This window comes from Pseudomonas sp. CCC4.1, assembly GCF_035019225.1.
Taxonomy (GTDB): Bacteria; Pseudomonadota; Gammaproteobacteria; order Pseudomonadales; family Pseudomonadaceae; genus Aquipseudomonas; species Aquipseudomonas bubulae.
Map to the genome: position 1 here is coordinate 35205 of NZ_JASJWL010000026.1, position 26450 is coordinate 61654.

The 26450-nt window shown below is 57.4% G+C and carries 25 protein-coding genes; 15 read left to right on the plus strand and 10 right to left on the minus strand.

Features of this window, described 5'->3' with window-relative positions:
• Positions 1-113: 113 nt before the first annotated feature.
• Both QN377_RS12555 and QN377_RS12560 read right to left on the minus strand, forming a co-directional pair.
• Complete coding sequence (locus QN377_RS12555; protein ID WP_240043213.1) at positions 114-1340, minus strand: EAL domain-containing protein; 1227 nt, start codon at positions 1338-1340, stop codon at positions 114-116.
• 29 nt (positions 1341-1369) lie between these two features.
• Positions 1370-1909: a response regulator transcription factor gene (locus QN377_RS12560; RefSeq protein ID WP_322212937.1), complete on the minus strand. Its 540-nt coding sequence runs from the start codon at positions 1907-1909 to the stop codon at positions 1370-1372.
• A gap of 484 nt (positions 1910-2393) precedes the next feature.
• Between QN377_RS12560 and QN377_RS12565 the strand changes: the two genes are divergently transcribed.
• From QN377_RS12565 to QN377_RS12595, 7 genes are all read left to right on the plus strand, one after another.
• Positions 2394-2990 (plus strand): fimbrial protein, encoded by a 597-nt coding sequence (locus QN377_RS12565; protein ID WP_314491765.1) that lies wholly within the window; start codon positions 2394-2396, stop codon positions 2988-2990.
• 66 nt (positions 2991-3056) lie between these two features.
• Complete coding sequence (locus QN377_RS12570) at positions 3057-3812, plus strand: molecular chaperone (protein WP_133144570.1); 756 nt, start codon at positions 3057-3059, stop codon at positions 3810-3812.
• A 211-nt stretch (positions 3813-4023) separates the two neighbouring features.
• Complete coding sequence (locus QN377_RS12575) at positions 4024-6471, plus strand: fimbria/pilus outer membrane usher protein (RefSeq protein WP_322212940.1); 2448 nt, start codon at positions 4024-4026, stop codon at positions 6469-6471.
• A 25-nt stretch (positions 6472-6496) separates the two neighbouring features.
• Positions 6497-7480, plus strand: a complete 984-nt coding sequence (locus tag QN377_RS12580; protein WP_153326238.1) for a fimbrial protein — start codon at positions 6497-6499, stop codon at positions 7478-7480.
• A gap of 40 nt (positions 7481-7520) precedes the next feature.
• Positions 7521-8558, plus strand: a complete 1038-nt coding sequence (locus QN377_RS12585) for a fimbrial protein (protein ID WP_257011942.1) — start codon at positions 7521-7523, stop codon at positions 8556-8558.
• A gap of 132 nt (positions 8559-8690) precedes the next feature.
• Positions 8691-8852, plus strand: a complete 162-nt coding sequence (locus QN377_RS12590; RefSeq protein ID WP_095031598.1) for a DUF2986 domain-containing protein — start codon at positions 8691-8693, stop codon at positions 8850-8852.
• 9 nt (positions 8853-8861) lie between these two features.
• Positions 8862-9353 (plus strand): GNAT family N-acetyltransferase, encoded by a 492-nt coding sequence (locus QN377_RS12595; protein WP_322212943.1) that lies wholly within the window; start codon positions 8862-8864, stop codon positions 9351-9353.
• A 65-nt stretch (positions 9354-9418) separates the two neighbouring features.
• On the opposite strand, the gene QN377_RS12600 is transcribed toward QN377_RS12595, so the two are convergent.
• Positions 9419-10783: an MFS transporter gene (locus tag QN377_RS12600; RefSeq protein WP_146540931.1), complete on the minus strand. Its 1365-nt coding sequence runs from the start codon at positions 10781-10783 to the stop codon at positions 9419-9421.
• Positions 10784-11017: 234 nt separating this feature from the next.
• Between QN377_RS12600 and QN377_RS12605 the strand changes: the two genes are divergently transcribed.
• Entirely contained in the window at positions 11018-11173 is a 156-nt protein-coding gene (locus tag QN377_RS12605) for a hypothetical protein (protein ID WP_153326233.1), read from the plus strand.
• Positions 11174-11253: 80 nt separating this feature from the next.
• Here QN377_RS12605 and QN377_RS12610 read toward each other — a convergent pair whose 3' ends face one another.
• The 6 genes from QN377_RS12610 to QN377_RS12635 all read right to left on the minus strand — a co-directional run bounded on the left by QN377_RS12610 (position 11254) and on the right by QN377_RS12635 (position 18669).
• Positions 11254-11964, minus strand: a complete 711-nt coding sequence (locus tag QN377_RS12610) for a FadR/GntR family transcriptional regulator (protein ID WP_095017984.1) — start codon at positions 11962-11964, stop codon at positions 11254-11256.
• A 92-nt stretch (positions 11965-12056) separates the two neighbouring features.
• Entirely contained in the window at positions 12057-13586 is a 1530-nt protein-coding gene (locus QN377_RS12615; RefSeq protein ID WP_322212946.1) for an altronate dehydratase family protein, read from the minus strand.
• 29 nt (positions 13587-13615) lie between these two features.
• Positions 13616-14626, minus strand: a complete 1011-nt coding sequence (locus QN377_RS12620; RefSeq protein WP_095000323.1) for a zinc-binding alcohol dehydrogenase family protein — start codon at positions 14624-14626, stop codon at positions 13616-13618.
• A 162-nt stretch (positions 14627-14788) separates the two neighbouring features.
• Positions 14789-15787 carry a LacI family DNA-binding transcriptional regulator gene (locus QN377_RS12625; protein WP_095019980.1) on the minus strand — a complete coding sequence of 333 codons (999 nt, stop codon included), beginning with the start codon at positions 15785-15787 and terminating at the stop codon, positions 14789-14791.
• 100 nt (positions 15788-15887) lie between these two features.
• The gene (locus tag QN377_RS12630) at positions 15888-17363 is read right to left on the minus strand and encodes a sucrose-6-phosphate hydrolase (protein ID WP_322212947.1); all 1476 of its coding nucleotides are present in this window, start codon (positions 17361-17363) and stop codon (positions 15888-15890) included.
• Between the two features lie 13 nt (positions 17364-17376).
• Positions 17377-18669, minus strand: coding sequence for an MFS transporter (locus QN377_RS12635; protein WP_095019982.1), 1293 nt, complete (start codon positions 18667-18669; stop codon positions 17377-17379).
• Between the two features lie 370 nt (positions 18670-19039).
• On the opposite strand from QN377_RS12635, the gene QN377_RS12640 reads away from it, so the two are divergent.
• A complete protein-coding gene (locus QN377_RS12640) occupies positions 19040-19720 on the plus strand; it encodes a GntR family transcriptional regulator (protein ID WP_086797300.1) in 681 nt (226 codons plus the stop codon).
• A gap of 200 nt (positions 19721-19920) precedes the next feature.
• On the opposite strand, the gene QN377_RS12645 is transcribed toward QN377_RS12640, so the two are convergent.
• A complete protein-coding gene (locus tag QN377_RS12645) occupies positions 19921-20346 on the minus strand; it encodes a hypothetical protein (RefSeq protein WP_179291882.1) in 426 nt (141 codons plus the stop codon).
• A gap of 310 nt (positions 20347-20656) precedes the next feature.
• Here QN377_RS12645 and QN377_RS12650 point away from each other — a divergent pair, with 310 nt between their 5' ends.
• The 6 genes from QN377_RS12650 to QN377_RS12675 are packed head-to-tail and all read left to right on the plus strand — an operon-like array spanning position 20657 to position 26326.
• Positions 20657-21475 (plus strand): transporter substrate-binding domain-containing protein, encoded by an 819-nt coding sequence (locus QN377_RS12650; protein WP_095026449.1) that lies wholly within the window; start codon positions 20657-20659, stop codon positions 21473-21475.
• 10 nt (positions 21476-21485) lie between these two features.
• A complete protein-coding gene (locus QN377_RS12655; protein WP_095017988.1) occupies positions 21486-23252 on the plus strand; it encodes an aconitase X in 1767 nt (588 codons plus the stop codon).
• Positions 23245-23910, plus strand: a complete 666-nt coding sequence (locus QN377_RS12660) for an amino acid ABC transporter permease (RefSeq protein ID WP_095000329.1) — start codon at positions 23245-23247, stop codon at positions 23908-23910. Before QN377_RS12655 ends, QN377_RS12660 begins: the two co-directional genes overlap by 8 nt.
• A gap of 9 nt (positions 23911-23919) precedes the next feature.
• A complete protein-coding gene (locus QN377_RS12665; RefSeq protein ID WP_095000330.1) occupies positions 23920-24570 on the plus strand; it encodes an amino acid ABC transporter permease in 651 nt (216 codons plus the stop codon).
• The gene (locus tag QN377_RS12670) at positions 24563-25285 is read left to right on the plus strand and encodes an amino acid ABC transporter ATP-binding protein (protein ID WP_095017989.1); all 723 of its coding nucleotides are present in this window, start codon (positions 24563-24565) and stop codon (positions 25283-25285) included. The genes QN377_RS12665 and QN377_RS12670 overlap by 8 nt, the downstream gene beginning before the upstream one ends.
• Before the next feature lie 9 nt (positions 25286-25294).
• Complete coding sequence (locus tag QN377_RS12675) at positions 25295-26326, plus strand: trans-3-hydroxy-L-proline dehydratase (RefSeq protein WP_095017990.1); 1032 nt, start codon at positions 25295-25297, stop codon at positions 26324-26326.
• Positions 26327-26450 lie beyond the last annotated feature (124 nt).

Genomic DNA, 26450 nt, shown 5'->3' on the forward strand with positions numbered 1-26450 from the left:
TCGCTCACGTTTTAATCATTAAAAACATAGGAAAAGTCTGAACGATGCACAAGACAATGCATATAGGGATTGCCTCAAAATCAGCCGCTGAGAGGGTTCGGCGTAAAAATAGTTCACCCCGCAGGGTGCAAAGCTGCGCGCCATATCGACGGATCGCCTGAAAAGGTCCAGGTCATCAACTCTGCCTCGCTCATTGGTCGGGCATACAAATACCCCTGCCCCAACTGGCAACCCATGCCTTGCAGGCAGCGTAATTGCGCTACGGTTTCTATCCCCTCGACAACCACCTGCATATCCAACGACCGCGCAAAGTGCAGGACACTCCTGATCACTGCAACTGAGCGATTGCGCTTAAAGTCGCGGATAAAACCGCCATCCAGTTTCACCTCGTTAAACGGCAACTGGCACAACCGCTCAAGCGATGAGTAGCCGACACCAAAGTCATCCATCGACAAGTTGCAACCCAACATGCGCAGCCCAAACATGCTCGCCATGCACCTCCCGGGGGCTAGCAAAAGACCGGTTTCCGTAAGTTCAAACGTCAGGCTTGCCGGTGCTGCATGGTGTTTATTCAGCACCTGCCTGATCCGGTCAACGAAGCGCGGGCATTCCAGTTGCGTTGTATCCAGATTGAACGCAAGGTTGAACCCATTTCCACCCGCCTGCATAAACTGCTGCAAACGCAGCCCTTGCTCAAATACTCTGAAGAAGACCTTATCGAGCAACCCCAACTGAACGACAGCGGGAAGAAATGCCTCCGGCGACAACATGTCACCCTGCGCCCGCTGCCATCTGAGCAACACCTCGGCACCCTGGATCAATCCACTGCCCAGATGGAATTTTGGCTGAAACCAGGCACAAAACTCTTGCCGATCGATGCCTTCGAGTATGTCCTCATCATCAGGTTCAGATCCCGAGTCACAGGGCTGTCCAATACCGGTTTGACTGGCTCGACCGCTTGCACAGTAAGCTTGCAACAACAGGGCAAGCTCCTCTGCCACGAGTGGCCGGACTGCATTGCCCAGCCACTCCAAGCCCTGCAGCCTTACGATTTGCTCCACGGTATACACCAGCTCATCGGGTATCGAACTGCAGATAATCACCGCATTGACCAAACCTGCCTCACGTGCCTGACTCAAAAAGCACAACCCATCGGTTGCCAGGGTCTGCAAATCACATAACACGATATCAACGCCTCCGTGCAGGTGCAGCAATGACAGGGCGGCCTCCCCGCAAGAGGCTTGCAAGACATCAATGCACCCCATATCAAGCAACGTATTGACTGCAACAGCACGCTGTAAATCGTGACGCTCAAACATCAGCAAACGCAGTGTGTTCAAAACATCTTTCCCGTTTGAAATACAACTGTTCAAGAGAAACGCAGGGGCAGACGCCGGAACAAATCAAGATCATTTCTCAAGCCCAGCTTTTTATAGGCTGCACGTTTCTGAGCGTTGATCGTTTTGACACTTCTTGTGAAGCCCGCCGCTATTTGTGTGTCGGTCAATCCGGCCACACACAAATGCAGCACTTCTCGCTCTTGTGACGTCAACATTACGCGATCCAACAGGCACACCCGCGTTGCACTTCCATCACCTGCATGGGTACCGACCGGCATGTCGAAGGTCGCTTGCAAAATCAACCTGGAGCAGAAATAAAACTCTCCGTTGGCCAGGCTGCGAATGGCTGTTACATAGCTATCCAGTGGTTGTGTCTTGCAAATAATGCCGTGAGCCCCTGATGCCATGAGCAATACAGCTGTCGGCAGATGCGGCTGATCCAGCAAAACCAGAATTCTCAGTGTCGACTGTTCTATGCTGAGTGCCCTGATAAGCGCAACCGTATCATTCCCCTCTGACAAGTGCCCTATCAGCAGCAAGTCAAACTCATCCTCGGAAACACCACGCATAGCGATATCGCAACGTCCATAGGAACCAACAACCGTGATATCACGGCTGTTCGAAAAGATGCAAACACAAGCCATAACGGGCTATCTCATGGGTATCCAGAACACCTACCCTGATGGACTTAAACATTGCAAGGCTCCATAACCTATCAGCCAATTTGCCCGCCGCATTGACTGGAGCAGACAGAAGGAAAACTTCAAAAGATAATTTTAATATTCATAAAAGCGGTTTCTGATACGCCTGTTCTAATGCACGTCGACGATCGGACAGCGCCTGCGACGCATAGATCAATATAACGAGCGCACCTGGAATACACACTAGGATTTGCCTCAAAACGATCATGGCTGCACGGCACCTTGCTTATATATAAAGTTGTGCCCCGCCTGAAATATTATTTTAAGGCAATCCTCAAAGACAGCAGCAGAACGCCCCCCTAACATGGACTCCGCAGTTCGCTGAACACACTACAACCTTAAGGATATCAACATGAAAAATCTCTACCTTGCCATTCTCAGCCTGTCGGCTCTCGCCGCTTCCGGCGCTACTTTTGCAGAGCCTGTTACAGTTAAAGGTGGCAGTGGCCAGATCAACTTTATGGGCTTCATTAACAATGATGCTTGTTCTGTTGACGGCAGCACCGGTAAAGACAAAGTTATTTCTGTTGATATGGGCAACGTATCGATCAAGGACATGGGCAGCGATACAGCCCCTAACGCCGGGCGCATCAGCGCCAATGACTTTAACTTGAAGGTCAACTGTAATGCTGGCACCAAAGTATCAATGGTGTTCAAACCAAGCCTCAACGGCGGCTCTGGCCTGGTTACAGGTAAAAAAGTGTTGAAGCTGCAAGGCACAGATGCGGCCAAAGGGGTGGGTATCGCCCTGCTTGACAGTGATGGTGCTTTGATAGACCTGACCTCAGACACCACTGCCTTGGTCACAACCGGTCTTAGCGGCGAGAAAGCCGTCGGTGGTGACGGCACCTTGTCATTCGCCGCTGCCTACGTCACCACGGGTGATGCAGCAACCGCCGTTGCCGGTACAGGTAACGCAACACTGCCATTTGTACTTCAGTACGAATAAATCTGGATACAGGGCGGAGGCTGTCGGGCCTCCCCTTCCCCCACTTACATTTTTTGGGCCACACCTATGATGCGACGTTCAATCCCTGTTTTTCTAAGTGCTATCAGTCTGTTTGTCACCACTGAAGCATTCGCGAGCATTTCGTTAAGTGCAACACGGGTGATATTTGATGGCTCACGCAAAGAAGCCAATATCACGGTACGCAATGGGGGGCAAAACGTGTTGGTGCAGTCATGGATCGATAGCGACCTGGCTGAAAATACATCGCTGCCATTTGCTATCACTCCACCGCTGGCCCGTGTCGCGGCCAATCAACAACAATTACTGCGTATTCTTTACGAAGGTGGAGGCATGCCGATCGACAAAGAATCGGTCGTATGGCTCAACGTTCAGGAAATACCGCAAGCCAGTGCAAGCGACGCCAACATATTGCAATTAGCCGTGCGTCAACGGGTCAAAATTTTTTTTCGGCCAGCGGATTTACCTGGCGAAGCAGCCAAAGCGCCTGCGCAACTAAAATGGAAACTGCAAAACGAGGGCGGGCAAACCCTTCTAAAGGTCAATAATCCTGGCCATTACCATGTGTCATTAGCTGACCTTGAAGTGGGCAAGAGCGATAAAGCCGAATTGATTATCGGCGCCACCATGATCGCTCCTGGCGAGGACAGAACGTTCAAGTTAAAAGCTGCGCCCCTGTCTTTATCGCCTTCATTGCGATTTGCAAGCATCAATGATTATGGCGCCCTGCAGAAATTTGAAACAACCGTGAACTTCCAGTCAATGAGTTCGGCAACCCCAGCAGAAGTCCAAGATCAACAATAAATCACCTGCCCCAACGGCTATGCCTCGAGCTTTATTATTCGCACACTTTATGACGGCATACGTCATATTGACGACATAGGCTATCCATATGTTTTTCTCCAATAATCACACGCATGATAGTTGCGTAGAAAAACGCGCCCGCACAGATGCCTCCCCTACAATCAGCACTATTCACCCGCTGTATTTGGTCGTTACTATCACACTGTCGAGCATGGCTTGGGGCGAAGAACCGGCACAGCCACAAGAAGAAGTTTACAACACCACTTTTTTCCAGGGTGGAGCCTCGGTGGACCTGCACACACTGTTGAGCACCCACCGTGTATTACCAGGAAAATACCGGGTCGACTTATACAGTAATGACGTACTGGTGGGTCGCAGGGATATCGAGTTCGCGCCCAACGCGCACAACGGCAAGGTCGAGCCGTGCATGACGGTTGATCTGATTCAACAACTTGGCGTTGATCTACAAAAGCTGCAAGACCAGGGGTTGCTTGATCCCGAGTTACCGCAAGCCTGCCATGACCTGACGTCCATGATTGATAAAGCTACGTGGCGCTACGACTCCAGCCGCTTACGGCTTTATTTCAGCGTGCCGCAATTGGCAATGGCTCGAGGCTTGCGTGGTTTTGTGGACCCAGAACTATGGGACGAAGGTGTTCCGGCCGGGTTTATCAACTATCAGTTCAACAGCAACCGCAGCTCCACTGAGTTCAGCACACAGGTCTCCAACAACTTGAGCATGCGCAATGGCATCAACCTGGGCGCATGGCGCCTGCGCAACGAGTCGAATCTGAGCACCCGCACCGGTCATGCAAACACATTCAAGAGTAATCGCAGTTACGTGCAGCGTGACGTTACCGCTCTCAAGGGGCAGTTCAGTGCCGGGGAGATCTTCTCCGATACCGAGCTGTTCAACAGCGTGCGTTATCGCGGGGTAAAACTGGCCTCGGATGAAGGCATGCGTGCCGACAGCGAACGGGGTTATGCGCCGATCATTCGCGGTGTCGCCGATTCCAATGCGGTGGTCGAGATTCGTCAGGACAACTACATTCTTTACACCACTATCGTGCCGCCTGGTCCGTTCGAGATCAGCGATATATACCCTACGGGTTCCAACGGTGATCTGGAGGTGGTGATTATCGAAGCCGACGGTCGTCGCAGAATCAGCAAACAGGCTTTTTCCGCGCTTCCCACGATGGTTCGCGAAGGGCAGCTCAAATACAGTGTGTCTGCTGGCCAATACGCCAGCAACGCCGAGGGCGCAGCATCGCCCTCCTTTGTCAGCAGCACCGCCGCCTATGGCATAAACAGCAACCTGACAGGTATTGCGGGCCTGCAAGCCAGTGAAAATTTCCAGGCGTTTTCGCTCGGAGCCGCGAAGAACACTTCCCTTGGCGCGGTCTCATTCGATCTCACCCAGTCATCCAGCCGCGCCCAGGGTAAAACCACCCAGGGCAACAGCGTGCGGGCGCTCTATGCAAAAACATTCACCGGCACCGATACCAGCTTCACCCTGGCCGCCTATCGCTACTCCACAGAAGGCTATCGCAGCTTCAGCGATCATGTTGAAGACATCAGTGAGGGCATCAGGCCGCGCAGTGGCAGCTCTAAAACCCGCACCGACCTGACCGTCAACCAGACCCTGGGTGGGACACGACAATATGGTTCGCTCTATATCAACGGCACCGACCAGCGCTATTGGAACCGGGGTGGCTCACGCACTTTCTCTGCGGGTTACAGCAACAACTGGGGCGAACTCAACTACAGCCTGAGTGCGAGCAGGAGCCTGGATATTGATGAACGCGGCGTGTCGAACACGGACAATCAGGTCAACCTCTCGGTCTCTTTCCCGCTGGGCTCTCGCCCCCGGTCGCCACGGGCCTTTGTGTCCACCACAAGTGACCGCAGCGGCAACAGCACACAATTAGGGGTCAGTGGTTATCTGTCGGACAACAGTGATTCGTTTTACTCAGTCCAGGCCGGTGACAGCAGTCAGGGTGGTGAATCCGGCTCTCTCAGTGTGAACACCCGCACATCGATAGCCGACATCAGTGTCGGCTACAGCAAAGGCAGGGGCTTTGACTCCCAAAACGTGAACGTCTCCGGCTCGGTAATCGCCCACGGCGGCGGGGTCAACCTTGGGCAAACCGTAGGTGAAACCTTCGCCCTGGTCGAAGTCGCGGGAATATCCGGCGTCGAGATCAGCACGCACTCGGGGGTCACGACCGGCAACAACGGTTACGCCGTTATTCCCAACACCCAGCCATACCGGGTGAACTGGTTGAGCCTGGACACCCGTAACCTGGGCGGTGACGTTGAACTTGATAGCGCCACCCAACAACTGGTGCCGCGCCGAGGCGCGGTGGTGGTGGCACGCTTCGAGGGCCGCAAGGGCCGGCGGATTCAGTTTGAACTGGTCGATGCACAAAACCGCTCAATCCCGTTCGGTGCCTCGGTGGAAGACGCCAAGGGTGTGCAACTGGCGATTTCCGACCCTACGGGCAAAGCCCTGGCCATGGTCGAGGACGACAGCGCCACGCTGACCATCAAATGGCAAGGCAAGCAATGCCAGGCGGCCTATGCACTGGCACCAAAGCAGGAAAAGGTGAACTACGAACGCTTCAAGCTGATTTGCTTGCCCGGCACCGAGGGGCGTTGATTCTCAAACTGGAAAAGGCACGCTTATGTACAACACACACATAAAACCTATAAAGCTCCTGCCGTTACTTGCCCTGCTTTTACTCATTACCCACACGGACGCATTCGCAGACTGTCGTTTTAATGAAGGTAGAAATCCCCTCACGCCGTCTGAGGTTCTGCTAAAAGGCCCCGGCGTTATCAGCATACCCACCGACCTTGAAAACAACCGTACGATATATGAAGGCTTTTATATAGCACGCGGCACCAACGGTATTAGCTGTAACAACGTTACGCCCATCGGCCTGATCCCAAATCCTGCGTTAGGGCCGGTGCCGGCGAGCGGGTATCTATTCCCGATTAACGACAGCGGCGTTGCTCTGCAGATATTCAACAACTATGCAGAACCCGATTACACAATCAATGTGTTTGGCGACAGAACCGTGTACCGGACAAACTCATGGGGCGTTTACGGGACAGGGTTTATTTACAGGTTTGTAAAAATCGGCACCATCAAGCATGGCACCGTAATCGGCCCTTTCACGGTCGGGACGATAAATTACGGAACGTTGGTCACTCACAACGTGACCATGACCGGCAGCCTGATTATCTCCGCATCATCCTGCAAAAGCCCCGATGTTTCGGTGAACATGGGTTATTACGTGGCCAGTGAAGTGACGAGCAGCCGAGGCCAGACCCAACCCGTAAGCTTTGATATTGCGCTCAATGAATGCCCCGACGGTATCAACAAAGTGACTTACTCGCTGCAAGCCAACACGCCTGTTATCGACAGGGAAACTGGCCTCGTCGCACTGGATGGTGCGTCCGGCGCCAAAGGCATCGGGCTGCGAATAATGGGCGGCGATGGAACACCTCTGGCTTTGGACAAGGCACATGATTTCAGCGCTTATGATGTTCGAGGCGGCAACTTCAAAATCCCGCTGAGTGCCGCCTATATTCAACTTGACAACCAAACATTGGGATTTGGTACCGCCAATACATCCCTGACGTTTACGATCAGCTATTTATAACTCGCATCCTGCGATCTGAATGAACTACCCTGGAGCTACTGTGCAGCGCAGACAAACATATATCCACACACATGCAACAACACGCATCCTCTCAGGTGCAATACAAAAAACAAGTCATGTAAAGCTCTTGCCGTTACTGGCCCTGCTTTTACTCTTCGGGTACACAGACTCATTCGCTGACTGCCATTTCAATCGCGGAAACAACCCGCTCACAGCAGCTGAAGTTCTTCTCAAAGGCCCTGGTATTATCAGTATCCCTGCCGACCTGGAACATGACCGTACGGTCTATGAAAGCTCTTATATAGCGCGTGAAACCAACAATATAACGTGTGACAGCATTACGCCCATCGGCCTGATTCCAAATCCTGCATTAGGGCCGGCGCCGGCGAGCGGGTATATATTCCCGATAAAAAACAGCGGCATTGCACTGCAGATGTTCAGTTCCTACGATGACCCCAAATACACAATCAATGTGTTTGGCGACAGAACCCACCGTCCGACAAACGTAGGGAGTGCTTACGGGGTGAGGTTTATTTACCGATTTGTGAAAATCGGCACCATCAAACACGGCTCGGTTATAGGTCCTTTTACAGTCGGTACGATCAATTACGGGACACTGGTCACTCATAACGTAACCATGACCGGCAGCCTGATCATCTCCGCATCATCCTGCAAAACCCCCGATGTCTCAGTGAATATGGGCGATTATGTGGCCAGTGAAGTCACAGGCAGTCGAGGCCAGACACACCCCGTAAACTTCGATATTGCCCTCAATGCATGCCCCCAAGGCATCGACAAGGTGACCTATTCGCTGCAAGCCAATACCCCCGTTATCGACAGGGAAAATGGCCTGGTTGCGCTGGACGGCGCGTCCGGCGCCAAGGGCGTCGGGCTACGGATAATGGATGGTGATGGCACCCCGTTGGCTCTGGACAAGGCGCATGTGTTCAGCGCTTACGATGTACAGGGCGGCAACTTCAAGATCCCGCTGAGCGCCGCCTATATTCACCTCGAAGATCAAACGCTGGGGTTTGGCACCGCCAATACGTCCATGACCTTTACGATGAGTTATTTATAGTCACGCGAGCCCATGCTTGCGTTACGCATACCCAATTGCGGCCATTGAACAAATTTTCAGACAATAATACTCAGAGCGCTGCATAACCCCTGTAAAATCGCTGCCCTACGCCCCACACACCGAGCAGCAACCATGAATCGTCGTAAAAAAATCAACCAGATATTGAAGGCCAATGCCAAGAAGGCCAACGCCAAGCTGGCCCCGAAGAACAAGAACCCGTACATCAGCAAGGCTGACCGCCTGAAGCTGGCCGAGCAATCGGAGCAGGACACCACAACAACCACCGGGGATTAAGCCATGGTCATGCCCGAGCCCCTCTTCAGGCAGGCAACGCCCCAGGATGCCGAATCCTGCTATCAGATCGAGGTTTCGGCCTATGAAGGCGATGAAGCAGCCACCCTGGAGAAGATCCGAACGCGAATCGCCCAGTATCCCCAAGGGTTTCTTGTGCTTGAGCAGGCTGGGGAAATCGTCGGGTTTATCAATAGCGGCTGTGCCTACAACGTCGTGATGTCGGATGAGGCTTTCAAGGAGCTGATCGGCCACGACCCTGTTGCACCCAATGTGGTAATCATGTCCGTAGTGGTTGCCCCCGCACACCAGGGCAAGGGCTTTGCCAGGCTGCTCATGAATGAGTTTGTCAGGCAGATGAGCAACCAGGGCAAGCACTCGATCCATCTGATGTGCAAACAACAGCATGTGCCTCTCTATACCCGCATGGACTATCAGTACGTCCAGCCATCGCCCTCCGGGCATGGCGGCATGGCCTGGCATGAAATGCTCATGGCGCTCTGACGGCTGAGAAAGCTTGCCGGATCAATAGCCCACCGCGAGAGTCCTACTTTTGACTCTGCCGCACCTCAAGCCTGTCCGGGCTGCTGCATCAAACGCAGGCCACTGGTCAACGCACCCGCCAGGGCAAAAGCGCAGCCCAGCCACAATGCATGGTACGGGCCGCCGACCGCAGACAAGTGAAAGCACAGCGCCACCAGTGACGCGCCCAGTGTCTGCCCCAGCAACCGCGACGTGGCGACAATGCCGCTGGCTCCACCACTGCGGGCCAGCGGCGCACTGGTCATGATCGCCTTGAGGTTGGGCGACTGAAAAAACCCGAAACCGGCGCCACACAACGCCATGCGCCAGCCAATATCAAAGGTCGAAGCGCCTTCGTTCAATAACGCCAGCGCTGCCATGCCTGCGCTCAACATCAACAGGCCGATGCCGCACAGCAGTGCCAGCGATACGCGGTCCGCCAGACGCCCGGCAATCAGCGCCATGATCGCCACCACCGCGGGCCACGGCGTCATCAAAAAACCGGTAGCCACCTGGCTGTGGCCAAGCGCCGTCTGCAACAGAAAAGGCAGCGAAACAAACGCCAGCCCCTGGGCGCTGAACGCACAGATCGCGGTCAGAGAGGACAAGGCAAACAGTGGCCGCTTGAACAGATCAATCGCCAGCATCGGTGCCGGATGCGCAGCCTGACGGCGCATCAGCCATACCCCGCACACCAGCGCCACGCCGATCAGCCCCAGGCTTAAATCGCCCTCGGCGCCATGTACCGCCGAACCCAGCCCCAGCACCAGCAAGGCAAACAGCCCGGCACACAATATCGCGGCCAGCCGGTCAAACGCGTGTCCGCTTCTGGGAATCTCCGGCAACGAGCGCAAGCCCAGTACAACGGCCAGCAGCCCCAAAGGCACATTGATCAGGTACAGCCAATGCCAGGTCGTCACCGACAGGATGGCCGATGCAGCCGTTGGCCCCAGAGTGAAAGCCAGCCCCACCACCAGCGAGTTATAGCCCAGCCCCCTGCCCAGAATTTTTGCCGGATAGATGTGGCGCAACAACGCGATATTCACACTCATGATCGCCGCAGCGCCCAGCCCTTGCACCACCCGCGCGGCAGTCAGCGTGGGCAGCGACCACGCCAGCCCGCAGAACAGGGAGGCCAGGATAAACACCAGCAGGCCGCCGAGAAAAACCCGGCGATGGCCCAACACGTCACTGAGGGAAGCAAACGGCAACACCGCGGCAATGGTCGCCAGTTGGTAAGCGTTGACTACCCAGATGACCGAGGCGGAGTCAGTGCCGATGCCTTCGGCCAGGGTTGGCAAGGCGGTGTTGATGATGGCGGTATCGAGGGTCGCCATGCCAATCCCCAGGGAGATCGCGATCACGGCAGGCAGGCGTTTGTTACTGGGCAAACCATCGACAACTGAAGACATGAGCAATCCGCGTACACGACAAAAACGTCAAGATTAAGGCCTGCATAGGATATTTTCTGTGGCCGATTGCGCACTCGGACGAAATTTCATGTTCGTCGATAGCCTTGTAGCCACACCGGATTATTGCTGCTTTACCAACAATGTTTCTCAGGCCTGAGGATTTCTCCCAAAAAACATCCGAACGTTCGGCAGCATGAGTGCGATTGATCTCAATACGCAGAAACTGGTGAGCAAGTGTGGAAGGCACGTTTGCCGGTGGGTGCGGTTGCAGCGCCGTTGATCTACAAGTCGCCGGCCACGGGCAAGCAATATGTGCTTATCTCGGCGGGCGGCATGAGCCACTCGCCTGATGTGGGTGACTACATCATTGCCTATGCATTACCGGACTAAGACGTTGTAGTCGCTGAAGAGCTTTGCGGTGTTTCAGTAAAACTGCGCGCCTGGGTTCTACACGGCTTTGCGGTCTGTCTCTAATCCCCTGTCCGGGCTTCCAGCGTTCCCAGCCAGCGCGCCTGGGAACACAGCAAATGCTGGCGCATGGCAGTCTGGGCAGCAATCACATCCTTGCATTCCAGGGCCTGCAAAATGGCCTCGTGCTCGACCACCGCGGCATCCCAGGTGCCGTGGTTTTCCGAACGCTCGCTCAACTGCGCAGAAATCGGGCTGTGACGCTCATCGAACAGCGCAGTAATGATGCGCACCAACGCACCATTGCCGGTCATCTTTGCCAGGCGATGATGAAACTTTCGGTCGTCTTCCAGCGGCGGACGGTTCGCTTCGATGCTCGCGCGCATGGCATCAATGCACTCCTTCAGGTAGCGGAAGTCGCTCTTTTTCCCGTGCATACAGGCCAGCACCACCGCTTCGCCCTCGATCAGCGCGCGGGCCTGCATCAGTTCAGTCGGGCTCTCGCCATGAGTGCCGGTACGGGCGCCGCCTTCGCTCGGTCGGGCAGCCACATAGACCCCCGAGCCCATTCTGATCTCGATGCTGCCTTCGATTTCCAGGGCAATCAGGGCCTCGCGCAACGACGGGCGCGAGACGCCCAGCAACTGGGTCAAATCGCGCTCGGGAGGCAGGCGCGAGCCCACCTTGAAGTCACCCTGGACGATGTAGTCGCGCAATCGGTCGGCGATTTTCTGATAGAGCTTGCGCTCTGAAGGAGCAAAGGTGGAGACCATCGAGGCAGCGTCCAAAAAATGATGCCAAAGGCTACCACACAGGCCCGGGTGCGCTGCACAAAGCTTGGAGCCAGCCCTTGGACGTGTGAGTGTTACATCACCGCGCCAATTTGCCAGGGCACAAATTCGTTGTCGCCAAGGCCGTTTTCCTCGCTGCAGGTTTTGCCGCCTGACGCGGTTGTGAGCATCAGTGCGAACAGGCGTGCGCCCGCCTCGATCACCGATTCCTCGCCATCGACAATCGTTCCGGCATTGAAATCCATGTCCAGCGCCATGCGCTCAAACAGGCGGGTATTAGTGGCAACTTTCAGCGATGGCGTCGGTTTATAGCCATAGGTAGAACCACGACCAGTGGTAAAGCAGATCAGATTCGCACCACCCGCCACCTGGCCAGTGGCAGACACCGGGTCATAGCCGGGCGTGTCCATAAACACCAGACCTTTTCGCTGGACTGTCTCGCCATATTCATAGACCGCCATCAAGCCGGTAGACCCCGCCTTGGCCACTGCACCCAGGGACTTCTCGAGGATGGTGGTTATGCCTCCGGCCTTGTTGCCCGGTGAAGGGTTGTTGTTCATGTCGCCGTCATGCTGGCGTACATAGGCCTCCCACCAGTGGATACGGCCCATCAGTTTGTCGGCAATCTGCGCTGACGCTGCGCGGGCCGTCAGCAGATGCTCTGCCCCATAGATCTCCGGTGTTTCGGAGAGAATGGCGGTACCGCCGTGGCGCACCAACAGGTCGACCGCCGCACCCAGCGCCGGGTTGGCGGTAATCCCCGAATAACCGTCCGAGCCACCGCATTGCAGGCCTACGGTGAGGTGGCTGGCCGACACGCTGCTGCGTTGCTGGCTGTTGACCTGATCGAGCATGGCGTTGACCAGCTCTTTGCCGCGTTGCACCGTTTCGCGGGTACCGCCGGCGTCCTGGATCACCAGGCCTGCTTTGAGCACCGCGTTGCGCTCGGCCAATTGTTCCATGAGCGGGGCCAGTTGATTGACTTCACAGCCCAGGCCGATCACCAGTACACCGGCGAAATTGACATGATCGGCATAGCCACGCAGGGTGCGCTTGAGAATCTCGATGCCCTCGCCCTTGGCGCCCATACCGCAGCCGCTGTCATGGGTGATTGCCACTACGCCGTCCACATTGGGATAGTCGCGCAGGTAGCCCGCATCAAATGCCGCGGCAATCTGCTTGCATACGGTTGCCGAGCAGTTGACGCTGGAAATCACCCCGATGTAGTTGCGCGTACCGACACGCCCGTCTGCACGGACATACCCGGCAAAGCGGGCACCGCCGCCATCCTGGACGGTGGGTTGGTACACGTTGGCCAGCGTGTGGTTCGTGCTGGTCTGCGGCATCTGCAGGTTGTGCACGTGAACATGATCACCAGGGTGCAGGGCTGCACTCGCCTGGCCGATGGACTGCCCGTATTTGCGCACCAACTGCCCTTGGGCAACGGCACGCAGGGCGATTTTGTGCCCCGCAGGGATATCGGCCAACGCAGTCACGCTCAGGCCATCGGCAAACAGTTGCTGACCCTTGGCAATGTCGCCGCGCGCCACCGCCACATCATCACCGCCAGTCAGTACAAGTAATCCAGGGTTGCTCATTTTCATGCTGGTTCCTCAACGGTTAGGGTGCGCTGCTAGCACTCGATAATGGCCTTGACCACGCCCTGCTGCGGATCCAGCAGCGTGGAGAAACGGCTGGCCACTTCGTTGAGGGGAATACGGTGGGTGTTGAGCGCCTGATCGGGGATCAGGCCGTCGCGCAGGCATTGCTCCACATAGCGGAAATCTTCGACGGTGGCATTGCGGCTGCCCATCAGGGTGGCTTCGCGCTTGTGGAACTCGGGATCGGAGAAGGTGATCGTGTCACGCACCACCGAGATCATCACGTAGGTGCCACCGTGGGCGATAAATTCAAAGCCACGCTCCATGGCCCGGGCGTTGCCGGTAGCATCGAAAACCACATCATAAAAATCGCCATCGGTCAGGTCGGCGAGCGCATCTTTATCGCCGTCGCCAATCTTCACCGCTGCGTGAATATTCAGATGTTTGCGGCAAAAATCCAGACGGTCGTCACGGGTATCCAGCACCGTGACCTGCGCTCCGCGCAAGCCGGCAAAAATCGCCGCGGCCATGCCGATCGGACCGGTACCGACTACCAGCGTGCGTTGCCCGGCCTGAAGGTTCGAACGGCGCACCGCATGGGCGCCAATGGACAGGAATTCGATCATTGCGGCCTGGTCCAGGGTCACCCCGACGGCCTTGTGAATGAACTGATGGGCGACACTCAGGTACTCGGTAAAGGCACCGTCACAGTGCACACCCAGCACCTGGATGCGCGAGCAGCAGTTGGTCTTGCCCTGCCGACAGGCGATGCACGTACCACACGAAATGTAAGGCATCACGTAGACCACATCGCCCGGCACCAGGGCGCTGCCCTCTTCGCTGGCCTCGACGATGCCGGAAAATTCGTGGCCCATCACCCGCGGGTACTCCAGATACGGCTGGTTACCGGTAAAGATGTGCAAGTCGGTACCGCACACACCCACGCGTTTGATCCTGATCAGGGTTTCACCGGGGCGACGCTCGGGAATAGGGCTTTCGAGGGTGGTGAGCAAGCGGGGTTCGTTACAGATCACAGTCAGCATTTTTTATTCTCCGTCGATAGCGCAAGGGCTACCGGGTATTGGCGAGACCACAATGGGTGCGGCTCGAAAACTACACGGAGGAAAAAATATTGGCAAGACCAATTATTTTTTTAATGAATTGGCCTTACCAGATTTCATGCCTGGATTTACCCCCCGAACGGGTCAGCAGGAGTCGCGCTCAACCAGCGGGCAGGCAATCTTGTGGATGGCGCAGTCGTCCCGGCCTTCGATCAGATGCAGTGCCGCGCGGCGACCCATTTCGTAATACGGCAACTGCACGGTGCTCAAGGGTGGGTAAAACAGCTCGGCAACCCCCACCATATTGTCAAACCCCAGTACCGCCACATCGTGCGGAATACGCAAGCCGCGACTGAGCAGATACTGATACGCCACCAGGGCAATCCGGTCGTTGCCGCAAATCAGCAGGTCAAAGGGCGGAGTTCCATTACCCGCTAGCAGCTGTTGCTCCAGCACCACAAGGGTGTGCTGATAGCCGTCATCGTCGGGCAGGTCGAACTGAGGCAGTTGCGCGGCACTGATCCCGGCCTCGTCCAGAGCGCGGGCCAGTCCGCGTTGGCGCAACCCCCAGGCCATACTGCTTTGCGGCAGGTTTATGCAGAGCGGACGGCGGTAGCCCTGTCGCAGCGCTTGGCGTACCGCCTGATACTGCCCGTCTTCATCGTCTGATATATAGCAAGCAATGCCGGTTTCGGTGCTGACGCAGTTGCCCAGAACCAGCGGTATGCTGCGCAGTACCTGCGGAATTTCCACCCGGCGAAGCTGCATGGCGCTGAAGATGATGCCGTCCGGTTGATGGGAGAGCATCAACTCGATGGCCTTCTGGCAGGGCGGGGCTTCAAACACGTTGAGGATAAACACGTTCCAGCCATGCTCGCGGGACGTACGCTCCATCGAGAGCAGCATTTCAACGGCAAAAGGAGTGGTGGCCGTATCCAGGGCAAAGATGCCAATGGTCTTGCCACTGGAGTGGCCGCCGCGGGTCTTGCGCGCAGAAAGACTGGGCACATAACCCAGGGTCTCGACGGCCTGCAGCACTTTTGCCAGGGTCTCCTGATTCAACTTTCCCGGGGTGTTGAGGGCCCTGGAAACGGTCATCAGGGAAACCCCCGCCAGCCGTGCAACATCTTTTACTGAAGCCATGGGTACGCGCCATACGTGTCTGACCGGGCATGATGTCATGCCTGATAGCGTCAGAACAGCATGAGCAAGGACGGCGCGCCCTGCGCCAAAAGGCCTGACTTCATAGCTTCAGATCCGCCAGCCCCCACACCAGGGCCTCGCCAAAATGGCCTGTGCCATTGACGGCATAAGCCCGCAGCGCAAGGCTGTCAGTCTTTGGGTAAATTCGGCTGCTCAGGCTCCAGGCGCCATCGTCGACGAACACTTCGATGGATGAGCGATCGAGAAAAATTCGCAGGGCAATACGTGTCTGCCCTGCCGCGATCGGTACACTGCGAACTCCGCTCACCCCGGCGCCGGAATGTTGCCTGTCGAGCACCAGGCGCCGGGCCATGGCATCAAAATACAGCAAGGTACGCTCCTGCTGATCATTGCTGCAGCGCAATGCCAGACCAAAATGTTCAGCGCTGCTGGCGGCAATATCCAGCTCAAGTTCAATCTCCAGCAGCGCCCCCCAGGTATCCAGCAACTGATTGGCAGACTTCAGCGCACCTATCTGCAGCACCTGCCCCGCCTGCCTCAATGCAATCAGCTCGCGGGCCGGACGCATCAGCAGTCGATCACCGTCGCGACTGACTTCACGGGGTAATGTCAGCGCCCCGCACCAGTGCTCGGCCTGGCTGGGCATCGGACTTTCCCACATGTCCATCCAGGCCCATAACAAGCGACGACCATCTGGTGCGAGCAAGGTCTGGGCAGCATAGAAATCGTGGCCATGATCGAGTTCATGGAGCGGGCCACCGGGTTTGAACACACCCTTGTCGTCCAGTTGCCCCATGCGGTAGCTGTTCTGATACAGGTTCCAATTGTCATATCCGCAGGGCTTCAAGCCCTGGGGCGAGTACAGCAACACATCGCGCCCCTCCAGCTCGAAAATATCCGGGCACTCCCACATATACCCATCAAGTTCACGTTGCCCCTGCAGCGCACAGCCCAGAAAGTCCCAGTGCAACAGATCATCTGAACGATAGAGCAGCAACTGCGGGTCATCCCCAAGGCGTGCCCCCAGCGCCATCCACCAGGCCCCGTGGCGCTGCCACACCTTTGGGTCACGAACATGCATGATGGCCGGGTCAGGCGGTGTGTCGATGACCGGCCCGTGCTTGATAAAGGTAATGCCATCGGTGCTGCTGGCCAGGCACTGGACCTGACGGATGTGCTGGTCATCACCCGGCTCTTGCAACCAGATGTGACCGGTATAGATCAGGTACAGGGTGTCATCGAGTACCACTGCCGAGCCTGAGAAGCAGCCATCACGGTCATAACTGTCACCCGGTGCCAGGGCGATGGGCAAATGCTGCCAATGCACCAGATCGGCGCTGCTGGCGTGCCCCCAGTGCATGGGGCCCCATTGTGCAGAAAAAGGATGATGCTGATAAAACATGTGGTATTGGCCGCGAAAGAACACCAGGCCGTTAGGGTCGTTCATCCACCCGGCTGCCGGGGCCAGGTGATAGGCGAGGCGATAGTCGTTGCCGCGTTCGGGCAGTGTTTGTTCAATGGCGCGATGGGCCATGTCCAGCCGTGCAGCGTGCATGGGGTGGTCCTTGTCAGGGTTCATAACGGGTAACTGATTGAGTGATGGCGGGTAATGCCAGCGCTTCGGCAACAGCGTTTTTGCCCGGTGGTTGCCGTGGATCGTTGCGCAGCAGGGTCCAGGACAGCAGCAGGCAGGCGCCAGCCAGAGCGGACATGGCCAGGTAAACATCGGCAAATCCGTATTGGTCATAACCGTAGCCAACCAAGGGCGACAGCAGCATGGCGGTGAGTTGCTGGGCGAAGTGAAAGCCCACCAGATAGATCGAGGCAGACAGGCGCGGGTCGAAATTGAACGCAATATATTTGAACACCGAGACCAGCAGGATCGGCACCTCAACCGCGTGCAGCATCTTGAACACGGCGATGGCCCAGGTTTCTGTAGCCAGGCCGGAACCCAGAATGCGAAAAAACATGATGCTGCCCGCCAGGATCAGCCCGTATTTCGCACCGGTACGGCCAACCACCCAAGGGGCAACCAGGAGCAAGCCGGCCTCCAGCAGGACCTGGGATGAGTTCAGGTAACCATAGGCCTGAATGCCCTGTTCCGGGGTCGCAAAAAACGACGAGAAATACACCGGAAACTGCTGCTCGTAGATCATGTAAATCCCGCACACCCCGGTCAGATAGACACTGAAGGCCCAGAACCGCGGCAACTTGAGCAATTGCCATAGATCACCGACAGATACGGGCGCAGCGCCACTTGCGCCGCTGGCGCAGCCGGGTTGGTTGAACCGGCTCAGGTCCAGTCGAAACAGAATGAGCAAAAACGCCACGCCGGCAGCACTGCTCATGTAGAAGGCAATATTGGGGTTGATGTTGAACACCACACCCACAATGCAGGTGGCCGCAGCCCAGCCCAGGGAACCCCACATCCTGCTGGTGCCGAACTCGAAACCCACGTGCCGTGACAACCGTTCGGTATAACTTTCGATCACGCCAACCCCGGCCAGCATGGCAAAGGCAAGGAAAACCGCCCCCACCACTGCGCCGAGCACTACGTTCTGAGCCAGCAAGTGGCTATAGACATAAATCGCGAAGGGTGCGGCGGCGCACAGCAGCAGGCCAATCCATACCAGCAGCTTGCGGGACAGGCCGAGCTTGTCCTGCAATGCCCCGTAGAACGGCTGGATCAGCAGTGCTGCGATTGCATTCGCGGCAAATACATAGCCGGTCTGCGCGCCATTGAGGCCGATGACCTGATGCAACCAGATGGAAAAAAGCGAGTAACTGGAAGACCATGAAAAAAAGAAAAAAAACAGCAAACCGCTGATAAGCCAGTAATCACGCTTGACCGTCCGTTGCATGGGTGTCCCTCTTGTTCTTATTTAAGTTAACGTTAACATTTTCTCCTATTACGGATGCCTACAGCTTCGCTGTCAAGCTCATGGCTCAGGAAAGCAGCAATGGACAGGGCCTGGAAGCTCATATCAGGTCGCGATGACCCGGTGCCTGATCAGGTGTTTTTTTGACACCTTGCAGGGGAACCCCTGCGCAAGGACATCAAGCAGGTTAAGGATTAACCCGACTACGTCGCCAGCCTTCAGTCGGGCTCAGGCTAGCCTGTAATGTGCTGGCATTTGCAGGCTGACCCGTGCCAGGTAACAGGCCGCAGGGCGACTGGCACAAGGCTTACCCTCTGAGTTTCGTATACCATATATCTTTTACAAGCGAATGATGACCACCGTGGCCCATCCAAAACTCAATGCACCCGACCTCGGCAATTCGCCTTCCACATCGGAAATCATCACCCTGCATTTGCGCGATGCGATTGTCGCCGGGCATTTCGCTGAAGATGAACCGATTCGCCAGGATGATATCGCCCGCCAGTTCAATGTCAGCAAAATCCCCGTGCGCGAAGCCCTCAAGCGACTTGAAGCTGAAGGGCTGGTGATGTTCCAGCGCAACCGCGGCGCCATGGTCACGCGCATTTCCGAGGCCGAACTGGCGCAGATGTTCGAAGTGCGCATGCTCCTTGAAGACAAACTGCTGCGCCTGGCCATTCCCAACATGACCGCAGACACCTTTGCCCGTGCCGAACGCATATGCCAGGAGTTTGTCGGGGAAGATGACGTGGGCCGCTGGGCCGAGCTTAACTGGGAACTGCACGCCTGCCTGTACGAGCCGGCGCAGCGACCGTTCATGATCAGCCTGATCCGCTCAGTCAATGACAAACTGGAACGCTACCTGCGTATGCAAATGAGTTTGTCGGCAGGTAAACACCGTGCCGATCACGAACACCGGGAGATCCTTGACGCCTGCCGCGCTGGCGATGTTGAGCTGGCCGTCAAGTTGCTGGATGAGCATATTGCCGGCGTGTGCAAAACCCTGTTCGAGCATTTGCCGCAAAGCCATTGAGCCTGTACGCAACGCTTTAGCTTGTAGTCGCTGAGGAGCGCAGCGAGGCTGCGATCGGTTTGGTGCGCCACTGCGACACAGCAGTCGTAAAATCGGTTAATGCGTTGGGCCAAGTACATCCGGGGCTCAGGGTTTACGACCGCTTCGCAATCGATCGCAGCCTCGCTGCGCTCCTCAGCGGCGACAAGATTTCGTGTTCTTCACTCCCCCACCGAGTACACCGTAATACACAGGTCGATCCCCAATGACTGCATGCGCAGCAACGTATCGATCGGGATCGGGTGGCTGACGGAACGTGGTGTAACTCCGCTGTTGTAGCCAATATCCAGGGTCTTTTTTGTACAGGCGTGCCATAACGGCTGCAGTGCTTGCGGCAATTGCTCAATGGCATCGAGCAAGGCCCTGATGCTTTCATCAGGGGTGGGGTAACTGCCTTGCGGGCCAAAGGCTTCAAAAACAGAATGATAGAGGTCGCCGTCAGCCTGACTGTCATGCAGGCAACTGATTGATTCTTCGGGCAGATCTCCAGGCGCCATGGCTTGTGCCAAGGGCGCCAGATTCACCGGAGCCGTGAGCATCAGGTCTGTATTGATGTAGTACACCCAGCAGTCATCATCGATAGGCATAGGCTTCACACTCCCAAAAAAAGTACCTAGCCCATACTGCCCGCAGGGCAAAAAATAGCCAATACCGCCAAAAAGCCAGCAAGTGTTCCTTTGTGGGGCATTTCCCACAGTAATGCTCCCTTCTGTAACACCCCCCTGCTACCGCTCAACCCCTCCAGTACCAGAGTGCCATCACGCAAGCCTGCAAATACCGCACTCGCTCACTTATTGCGGCCTGCGGCAAAAATCGGCACACGCCTTGCAAAACAAATATCGTATACGAAATCCAAAGACCGTTAATCAACAGCCCTTCAACGACTCCGAGGCTTCCATGAAAAACCCCGTACTTGCCGTAGCTCTCAGCGCTGTTCTCAGTACCTCCTTTATTGCCACGGCGCAGGCCGACAAGCTCGACGATATTATCGGTTCGGGTAAGTTGCGCTGCGCCGTCACCCTGGACTTCCCGCCCATGGGCTCCCGTGACGAGGCCAACAAGCCCGTCGGCTTTGATGTGGACTACTGCAACGATCTGGCAAAAGTGCTCGGTGTCGATGCCGAAATCGTTGAAACCCCCTTCCCTGACCGGATTCCGGCGTTGGTCTCCGGGCGCGCCGATGTCATTGTGGCCTCCACTTCCGACACCCTGGAACGGGCCAAGACCGTTGGCCTGAGCATTCCTTACTTTGCCTTCCAGATGGTGGTGCTGACCCGCGACAACACCGGTATCAACAGCTTTGAAGATCTCAAGGGCAAGGCCCTGGGCAACACCAGCGGCACCTATGAAGCCATCGCCCTGGAAAAAGACGTGAAAAACTGGGGCAGCGGTTCATTCCGCGCCTATCAGTCGCAGAACGACACCCTGCTGGCCGTTGCCCAGGGCCATATCGAGGCGACCGTGGTCACCAACACCGTGGCTGCGGCTACCCTTAAATCAGGCAAGTACAAAAACCTCAAGGTCGCCGGTAACGCGCCTTATGTGGTCGATTACGTGTCCCTGGGCGCCAAGCGCAACGAGTACGGCCTGCTCAACTACCTGAACCTGTTCGTCAACCAGCAAGTACGCACCGGACGCTACAAGGAGCTGTGGACCAAATGGGTCGGGACCGAGATTCCACCGGCTGATCTGACCGTACCTCACGTTTATTACTGAGGTATCCAGCATGTCCGGGATAAGTTCTCTTGAAGGCCGCAGCCTGGTTGATGGTTGTGCATCCGCCCCGCTGCTGCACGCCGAGGTCGGCCTGAGTTTCTGGGGCGGCGTCGACCCGTTCAGCGGCGAGGTGATCGACCGCCATCACCCGCTCAGCGGCGAATGCCTGGCCGGCCGTGTGCTGGCAATCCCCAGCGGGCGCGGCTCCTGTACCGGCAGCAGTGTGCTGATGGAACTGATCAGCAATGGCCATGCTCCTGCTGCGCTGGTGCTGGCCGAGGCCGACGAGATCCTGACCCTTGGCGTGCTGGTGGCACAGACCCTGTTCCAACGTTCCCTGCCGGTGCTGTGCATCGGCAAGGAAGCCTTTGGCCAATTGCGCGGCAAGGCGTTCGCCAGGGTCGATGGCACCGGTTTGAGCCTTTACGATTCAACGCCTGACGATACTCCGGCACCACGCAACGACAGGCCAACCGAAGATGCACACAGCTCGATCGAGCTGACCGCACACGACCGGGCACTGCTCGACGGCAGCCAAGGCAAGGCCGCTCAGGTGGCCATGCAGATCGTTTTGCGCATGGCGCATATCCAGGGCGCCAAATATCTGGTGGACATCACCCAGGCCCATATCGACGGCTGCATCTATACCGGGCCGGCGAGTTTGCGCTTTGCGCAACAACTGGTGGCATGGGGTGCCAAGGTGCGGGTACCCACCACCCTCAATTCGATTTCCGTGGATCAGCGCCGTTGGCGCGAACTGGGTATCGACCCGGCGCTCGGTGTACCCGCCAGCGCGCTGGGCGATGCTTATATGGCCATGGGCGCACAATTGAGTTTCACCTGCGCGCCTTATCTGCTCGACAGTGCGCCCAAGGCCGGCGAGCAGATTGTCTGGGCCGAATCCAACGCGGTGGTTTACGCCAACAGCGTGCTCGGCGCACGCACCCTCAAGTACCCCGATTATCTGGATATCTGTATCGCCCTCACCGGCCGGGCACCGCTGATTGGCTGTCATCTGGAAGATCAGCGCAAGGCCCGTTTGCATATAGAAGTGCCTCCCCTGTCCAACCTTGACGACTCTTTCTACCCGCTGCTTGGCTACCACATCGGTGCCCTGGCCGGCAGCCGGATCCCGCTGGTTTCCGGGCTCCAGCAGCATCCGGACCTGGACGATCTCAAGGCATTCGGTGCGGCCTTCGCCACCACCAGCGCCGCAGCGCTGTTTCATATCGCCGGGGTTACCCCCGAAGCTCTCGACCCGACACGGGTGATCGATGGGCCGCTGCCGGTGCTCAAGCTCAGCCTGGAGGAATTGCGGCTCAGTTGGCAGGAGCTCAACAGCGCCCGCGATGCCAGGGTGGATGTGGTGTCATTGGGCAACCCGCACTTTTCCCTCAGCGAGTTCGCCCGTTTGGCAAGCCTGTGCCAGGGCCGCCACCGTCATCCCGACGTGGTACTGGCGATCACCTGTGGTCGCACCGTGCTGGAGCAGGCCCGCGCCGCCGGGCATATCGCCGTGATCGAAGCCTTTGGTGCGGTGATTATCAGCGATACCTGCTGGTGCATGCTCGGTGAACCGGTGATTCCGCCAGCCGCCAGAAACCTGATGACCAACTCGGGCAAATACGCCCATTACGCCCCCGGCCTGGTGGGCCGCAAGGTTCACTTCGCCAGCCTCGCCGAGTGTGTGGATGCGGCGTGCAGCGCCACGGCCAGCGGGCGCTTGCCGCAGTGGCTGCAAGCCGCTGCCTCACTGGAGAACGCACCCCATGTTTGACTATACCTTCCAATGGCGCTCTGCCCTGCGCGCCTTGCCGGACATGCTCGCCGGCGCCCTGGTGACCTTCGAGACCGCTGCCCTGTCGATGATCTTCGGTGTACTGATCGCCCTGGCCCTGACGGTGATGCGCGAAAGCAAAAACCCGCTGCTGCGCGGCGCCGGTAATGCCTGGGTGTCCATTGCCCGTAACACGCCCTCGTTGTTCCAGATTTATGTCCTGTACTTCGGGCTCGGCTCCCTGGGCCTGCATGTCAGTTCATGGGTCGCCCTGCTGGCCGGGATCACCTTCAACAACGCAGGTTACCTGGCCGAGAACTTTCGCGGCGGGCTCAAGGCAGTGCCCGAAACCCAGGTACGCGCAGCTCGCTCGCTGGGCATGAGCGCCTTCCAGACCTACCGCATGATCGTCGTACCGCAGCTGCTGCGCATCGTGTTTTACCCGCTGACCAACCAGATGGTCTGGGCGGTGCTGATGACCTCGCTGGGGGTGATTGTGGGCCTGAACAACGACCTCACCGGTGTGACCCAGGACTACAACGTCAAAACGTTCCGCACCTTTGAATACTTCGCCATTGCCGCGGTGCTGTATTACCTGATTGCCAAGGCGATCGTTGCAGCAGCCCGGCTCATGGCCTGGCGACTGTTCCGTTACTGAGGACTGCCCATGTTTTCCACCAGCTTTACCTGGAACGATTTTCTGTTTTTGCTGCAGGGGGCATGGGTCACCCTGCAACTGACCAGCTGGGCGATTTTGCTCGGCACCGTTGCCGGCCTGCTGTTCGGCCTGATGCGTGCCTTGCTGCCACGGGCCAGCCTGCCGCTGGCCTGGGTGCTGGATGTGTTTCGCAGCGTGCCTTTGCTCATTCAGTTCGTGCTGTTCAACTCGCTCAAGAGCATCGTCGGCCTGAACATCAGCGCTTTCAGCGTCGGCTGCATCGTGCTGGGGGTCTACGCTGCCGCGTACTTCACCGAGATCGTGCGCAGCGGCGTGCTGGCAGTGCCGTTTACCGTGCGCCGGGCCAGCCGTTCGCTGGGCCTGAGCTACCTGCAGGACCTGCGCTACATCGTATTGCCCATTGCCATGCGCGTGGCCTTCCCCGGTTGGCTCAACCTGGTGCTCAGCGTGATGAAAGATACCGCACTGGTGATGTGGATCGGCATCGTCGAACTGCTGCGCGCCTCGCAAACCATCGTCACCCGCATCCAGGAACCGATGCTGGTGCTGTGCATCGCGGGCCTTATCTATTACGTCATGAGCCTGGTGGTTGCGCGCCTTGGTGCTCGCCTGGAAAAAAGGTGGCAAGAAAATGATTGAGATCGACAACGTCTACAAATCCTTCGGCGACCTCGAAGTGGTCAAGGGCGTCAGCCTGACCGTGAACAAGGGTGAAGTGGTCTCGATTATCGGCGGCTCCGGCTCCGGCAAGTCGACCCTGCTGATGTGCATCAACGGCCTGGAACCGATCCAGAAAGGCCATATCCGCGTCGACGGCATTGCAGTCCACGACCGCGCCACCAACCTGAACCACCTGCGTCAGAAAATCGGCATCGTGTTCCAGCAATGGAACGCCTTTCCACACCTCACCGTGCTGGAAAACGTGATGCTGGCGCCGCGCAAGGTGCTGGGCAAAAGCAAGGCCGAAGCCGAGGCCCTGGCGGTGCAGCAACTGACCCATGTGGGCCTGGGCGACAAGCTCAAGGCCTTCCCCGGCAAGCTTTCCGGCGGCCAGCAACAGCGCATGGCCATTGCCCGCGCCCTGGCCATGTCACCGGACTACATGTTGTTCGACGAAGCCACCTCGGCCCTCGACCCGCAATTGGTGGGCGAGGTGCTCGACACCATGCGCATGCTCGCCGAAGACGGCATGACCATGGTGCTGGTCACCCACGAAATCCGCTTTGCGCGGGATGTATCCGACCGCGTGGCGTTCTTTCGCAATGGCCTGGTGCACGAAATCGGTACCCCCGATCAAGTCATCGGCAACCCTGTGCACGCGGAAACCGCGGCCTTCCTCAAGTCGGTCAAATAGGAGCAGAACATGCGTTCATCGAAAGTCATTCATGTGGTCAGCTGTCACGCCGAGGGCGAGGTCGGTGACGTGATCGTCGGCGGTGTGGCGCCGCCGCCCGGGGCTACCGTATGGGAGCAGTCGCGCTGGATCGCCCGGGACGAGACCCTGCGCAATTTTGTGCTCAACGAGCCTCGCGGCGGGGTGTTCCGGCACGTCAACCTGCTGGTGCCGGCCAAGGATCCACGGGCGCAAATGGCCTGGATCATTATGGAACCGGCCGACACTCCGCCCATGTCGGGTTCCAACTCGATCTGCGTGTCCACGGTCTTGCTCGATAGCGGCATCCTGCCCATGACCGAACCGCAAACCCGACTGGTGCTCGAAGCTCCCGGTGGCCTGATCGAGGCCGTAGCCGACTGTCGAGACGGCAAGGTACAACGGGTCGAGATCAAAAACGTGCCCTCCTTCGCCGACCGCCTGGATGCCTGGATCGAAGTCGAGGGCCTGGGATCGCTCAAGGTCGACACCGCCTATGGCGGCGACAGCTTCGTACTCGCCGATGCCAAGGAACTGGGCTTTGCCATCAGCCCGGATGAAGCCAGGGACATCGTTGAGACCGGTTTGAAAATCACTCGCGCCGCCAACGAGCAACTGGGCTTCACCCACCCGTTGAACCCGGACTGGTCGCATATCTCGTTTTGCCAGATCGCTGCGCCTGTGGTGTATGAGAACGGTATTGCCAGCGGCGCCAACGCGGTCGTGATCCGCCCGGGCAAGATCGACCGCTCGCCCTGCGGCACCGGTTGCTCGGCGCGCATGGCGGTGTTGCAGGCCAAGGGGCTGCTCAAGGTGGGCGAGCGCTTTATCGGCCGCTCGATAATCGGCTCTGAATTTCATTGCCGCATCGACTCCATGACCGAAGTGGCCGGGCGCGTCGCGATCTACCCGTGCATCTCCGGGCGGGCGTGGATTACCGGTACCCATCAACACCTGCTCGACCCGAGCGACCCGTGGCCACAGGGCTATCGCCTGTCCGATACCTGGCCGGGTGCCAACTGACCAGAGCATTTACGCAATACCCGTAGCAGCTGACGAGCGCAGCGAGGCTGCGTTCGTCAGTTACAGGAACACTGCAACTGTGGGAGCGAGCCTGCTCGCGAAGGTCTGTCTCTTATACACATCT

Bases quoted from the DNA above. Each gene is read 5' to 3' on its own strand.
- QN377_RS12635 (WP_095019982.1), bottom strand. From the start codon at position 18,669: ATGCAACGGACGGTCAAGCGTGATTACTGGCTTATCAGCGGTTTGCTG.
- QN377_RS12570 (WP_133144570.1), top strand. From the start codon at position 3,057: ATGATGCGACGTTCAATCCCTGTTTTTCTAAGTGCTATCAGTCTGTTT.
- QN377_RS12590 (WP_095031598.1), top strand. From the start codon at position 8,691: ATGAATCGTCGTAAAAAAATCAACCAGATATTGAAGGCCAATGCCAAG.
- QN377_RS12600 (WP_146540931.1), bottom strand. From the start codon at position 10,783: ATGTCTTCAGTTGTCGATGGTTTGCCCAGTAACAAACGCCTGCCTGCC.
- QN377_RS12565 (WP_314491765.1), top strand. From the start codon at position 2,394: ATGAAAAATCTCTACCTTGCCATTCTCAGCCTGTCGGCTCTCGCCGCT.
- QN377_RS12595 (WP_322212943.1), top strand. From the start codon at position 8,862: ATGCCCGAGCCCCTCTTCAGGCAGGCAACGCCCCAGGATGCCGAATCC.
- QN377_RS12610 (WP_095017984.1), bottom strand. From the start codon at position 11,964: ATGGTCTCCACCTTTGCTCCTTCAGAGCGCAAGCTCTATCAGAAAATC.
- QN377_RS12575 (WP_322212940.1), top strand. From the start codon at position 4,024: ATGGCTTGGGGCGAAGAACCGGCACAGCCACAAGAAGAAGTTTACAAC.
- QN377_RS12675 (WP_095017990.1), top strand. From the start codon at position 25,295: ATGCGTTCATCGAAAGTCATTCATGTGGTCAGCTGTCACGCCGAGGGC.
- QN377_RS12620 (WP_095000323.1), bottom strand. From the start codon at position 14,626: ATGCTGACTGTGATCTGTAACGAACCCCGCTTGCTCACCACCCTCGAA.
- QN377_RS12560 (WP_322212937.1), bottom strand. From the start codon at position 1,909: ATGCGTGGTGTTTCCGAGGATGAGTTTGACTTGCTGCTGATAGGGCAC.
- QN377_RS12630 (WP_322212947.1), bottom strand. From the start codon at position 17,363: ATGCACGCTGCACGGCTGGACATGGCCCATCGCGCCATTGAACAAACA.
- QN377_RS12640 (WP_086797300.1), top strand. From the start codon at position 19,040: ATGACCACCGTGGCCCATCCAAAACTCAATGCACCCGACCTCGGCAAT.
- QN377_RS12660 (WP_095000329.1), top strand. From the start codon at position 23,245: ATGTTTGACTATACCTTCCAATGGCGCTCTGCCCTGCGCGCCTTGCCG.
- QN377_RS12580 (WP_153326238.1), top strand. From the start codon at position 6,497: ATGTACAACACACACATAAAACCTATAAAGCTCCTGCCGTTACTTGCC.
- QN377_RS12615 (WP_322212946.1), bottom strand. From the start codon at position 13,586: ATGAAAATGAGCAACCCTGGATTACTTGTACTGACTGGCGGTGATGAT.
- QN377_RS12625 (WP_095019980.1), bottom strand. From the start codon at position 15,787: ATGGCTTCAGTAAAAGATGTTGCACGGCTGGCGGGGGTTTCCCTGATG.
- QN377_RS12670 (WP_095017989.1), top strand. From the start codon at position 24,563: ATGATTGAGATCGACAACGTCTACAAATCCTTCGGCGACCTCGAAGTG.
- QN377_RS12665 (WP_095000330.1), top strand. From the start codon at position 23,920: ATGTTTTCCACCAGCTTTACCTGGAACGATTTTCTGTTTTTGCTGCAG.
- QN377_RS12650 (WP_095026449.1), top strand. From the start codon at position 20,657: ATGAAAAACCCCGTACTTGCCGTAGCTCTCAGCGCTGTTCTCAGTACC.
- QN377_RS12655 (WP_095017988.1), top strand. From the start codon at position 21,486: ATGTCCGGGATAAGTTCTCTTGAAGGCCGCAGCCTGGTTGATGGTTGT.
- QN377_RS12645 (WP_179291882.1), bottom strand. From the start codon at position 20,346: ATGCCTATCGATGATGACTGCTGGGTGTACTACATCAATACAGACCTG.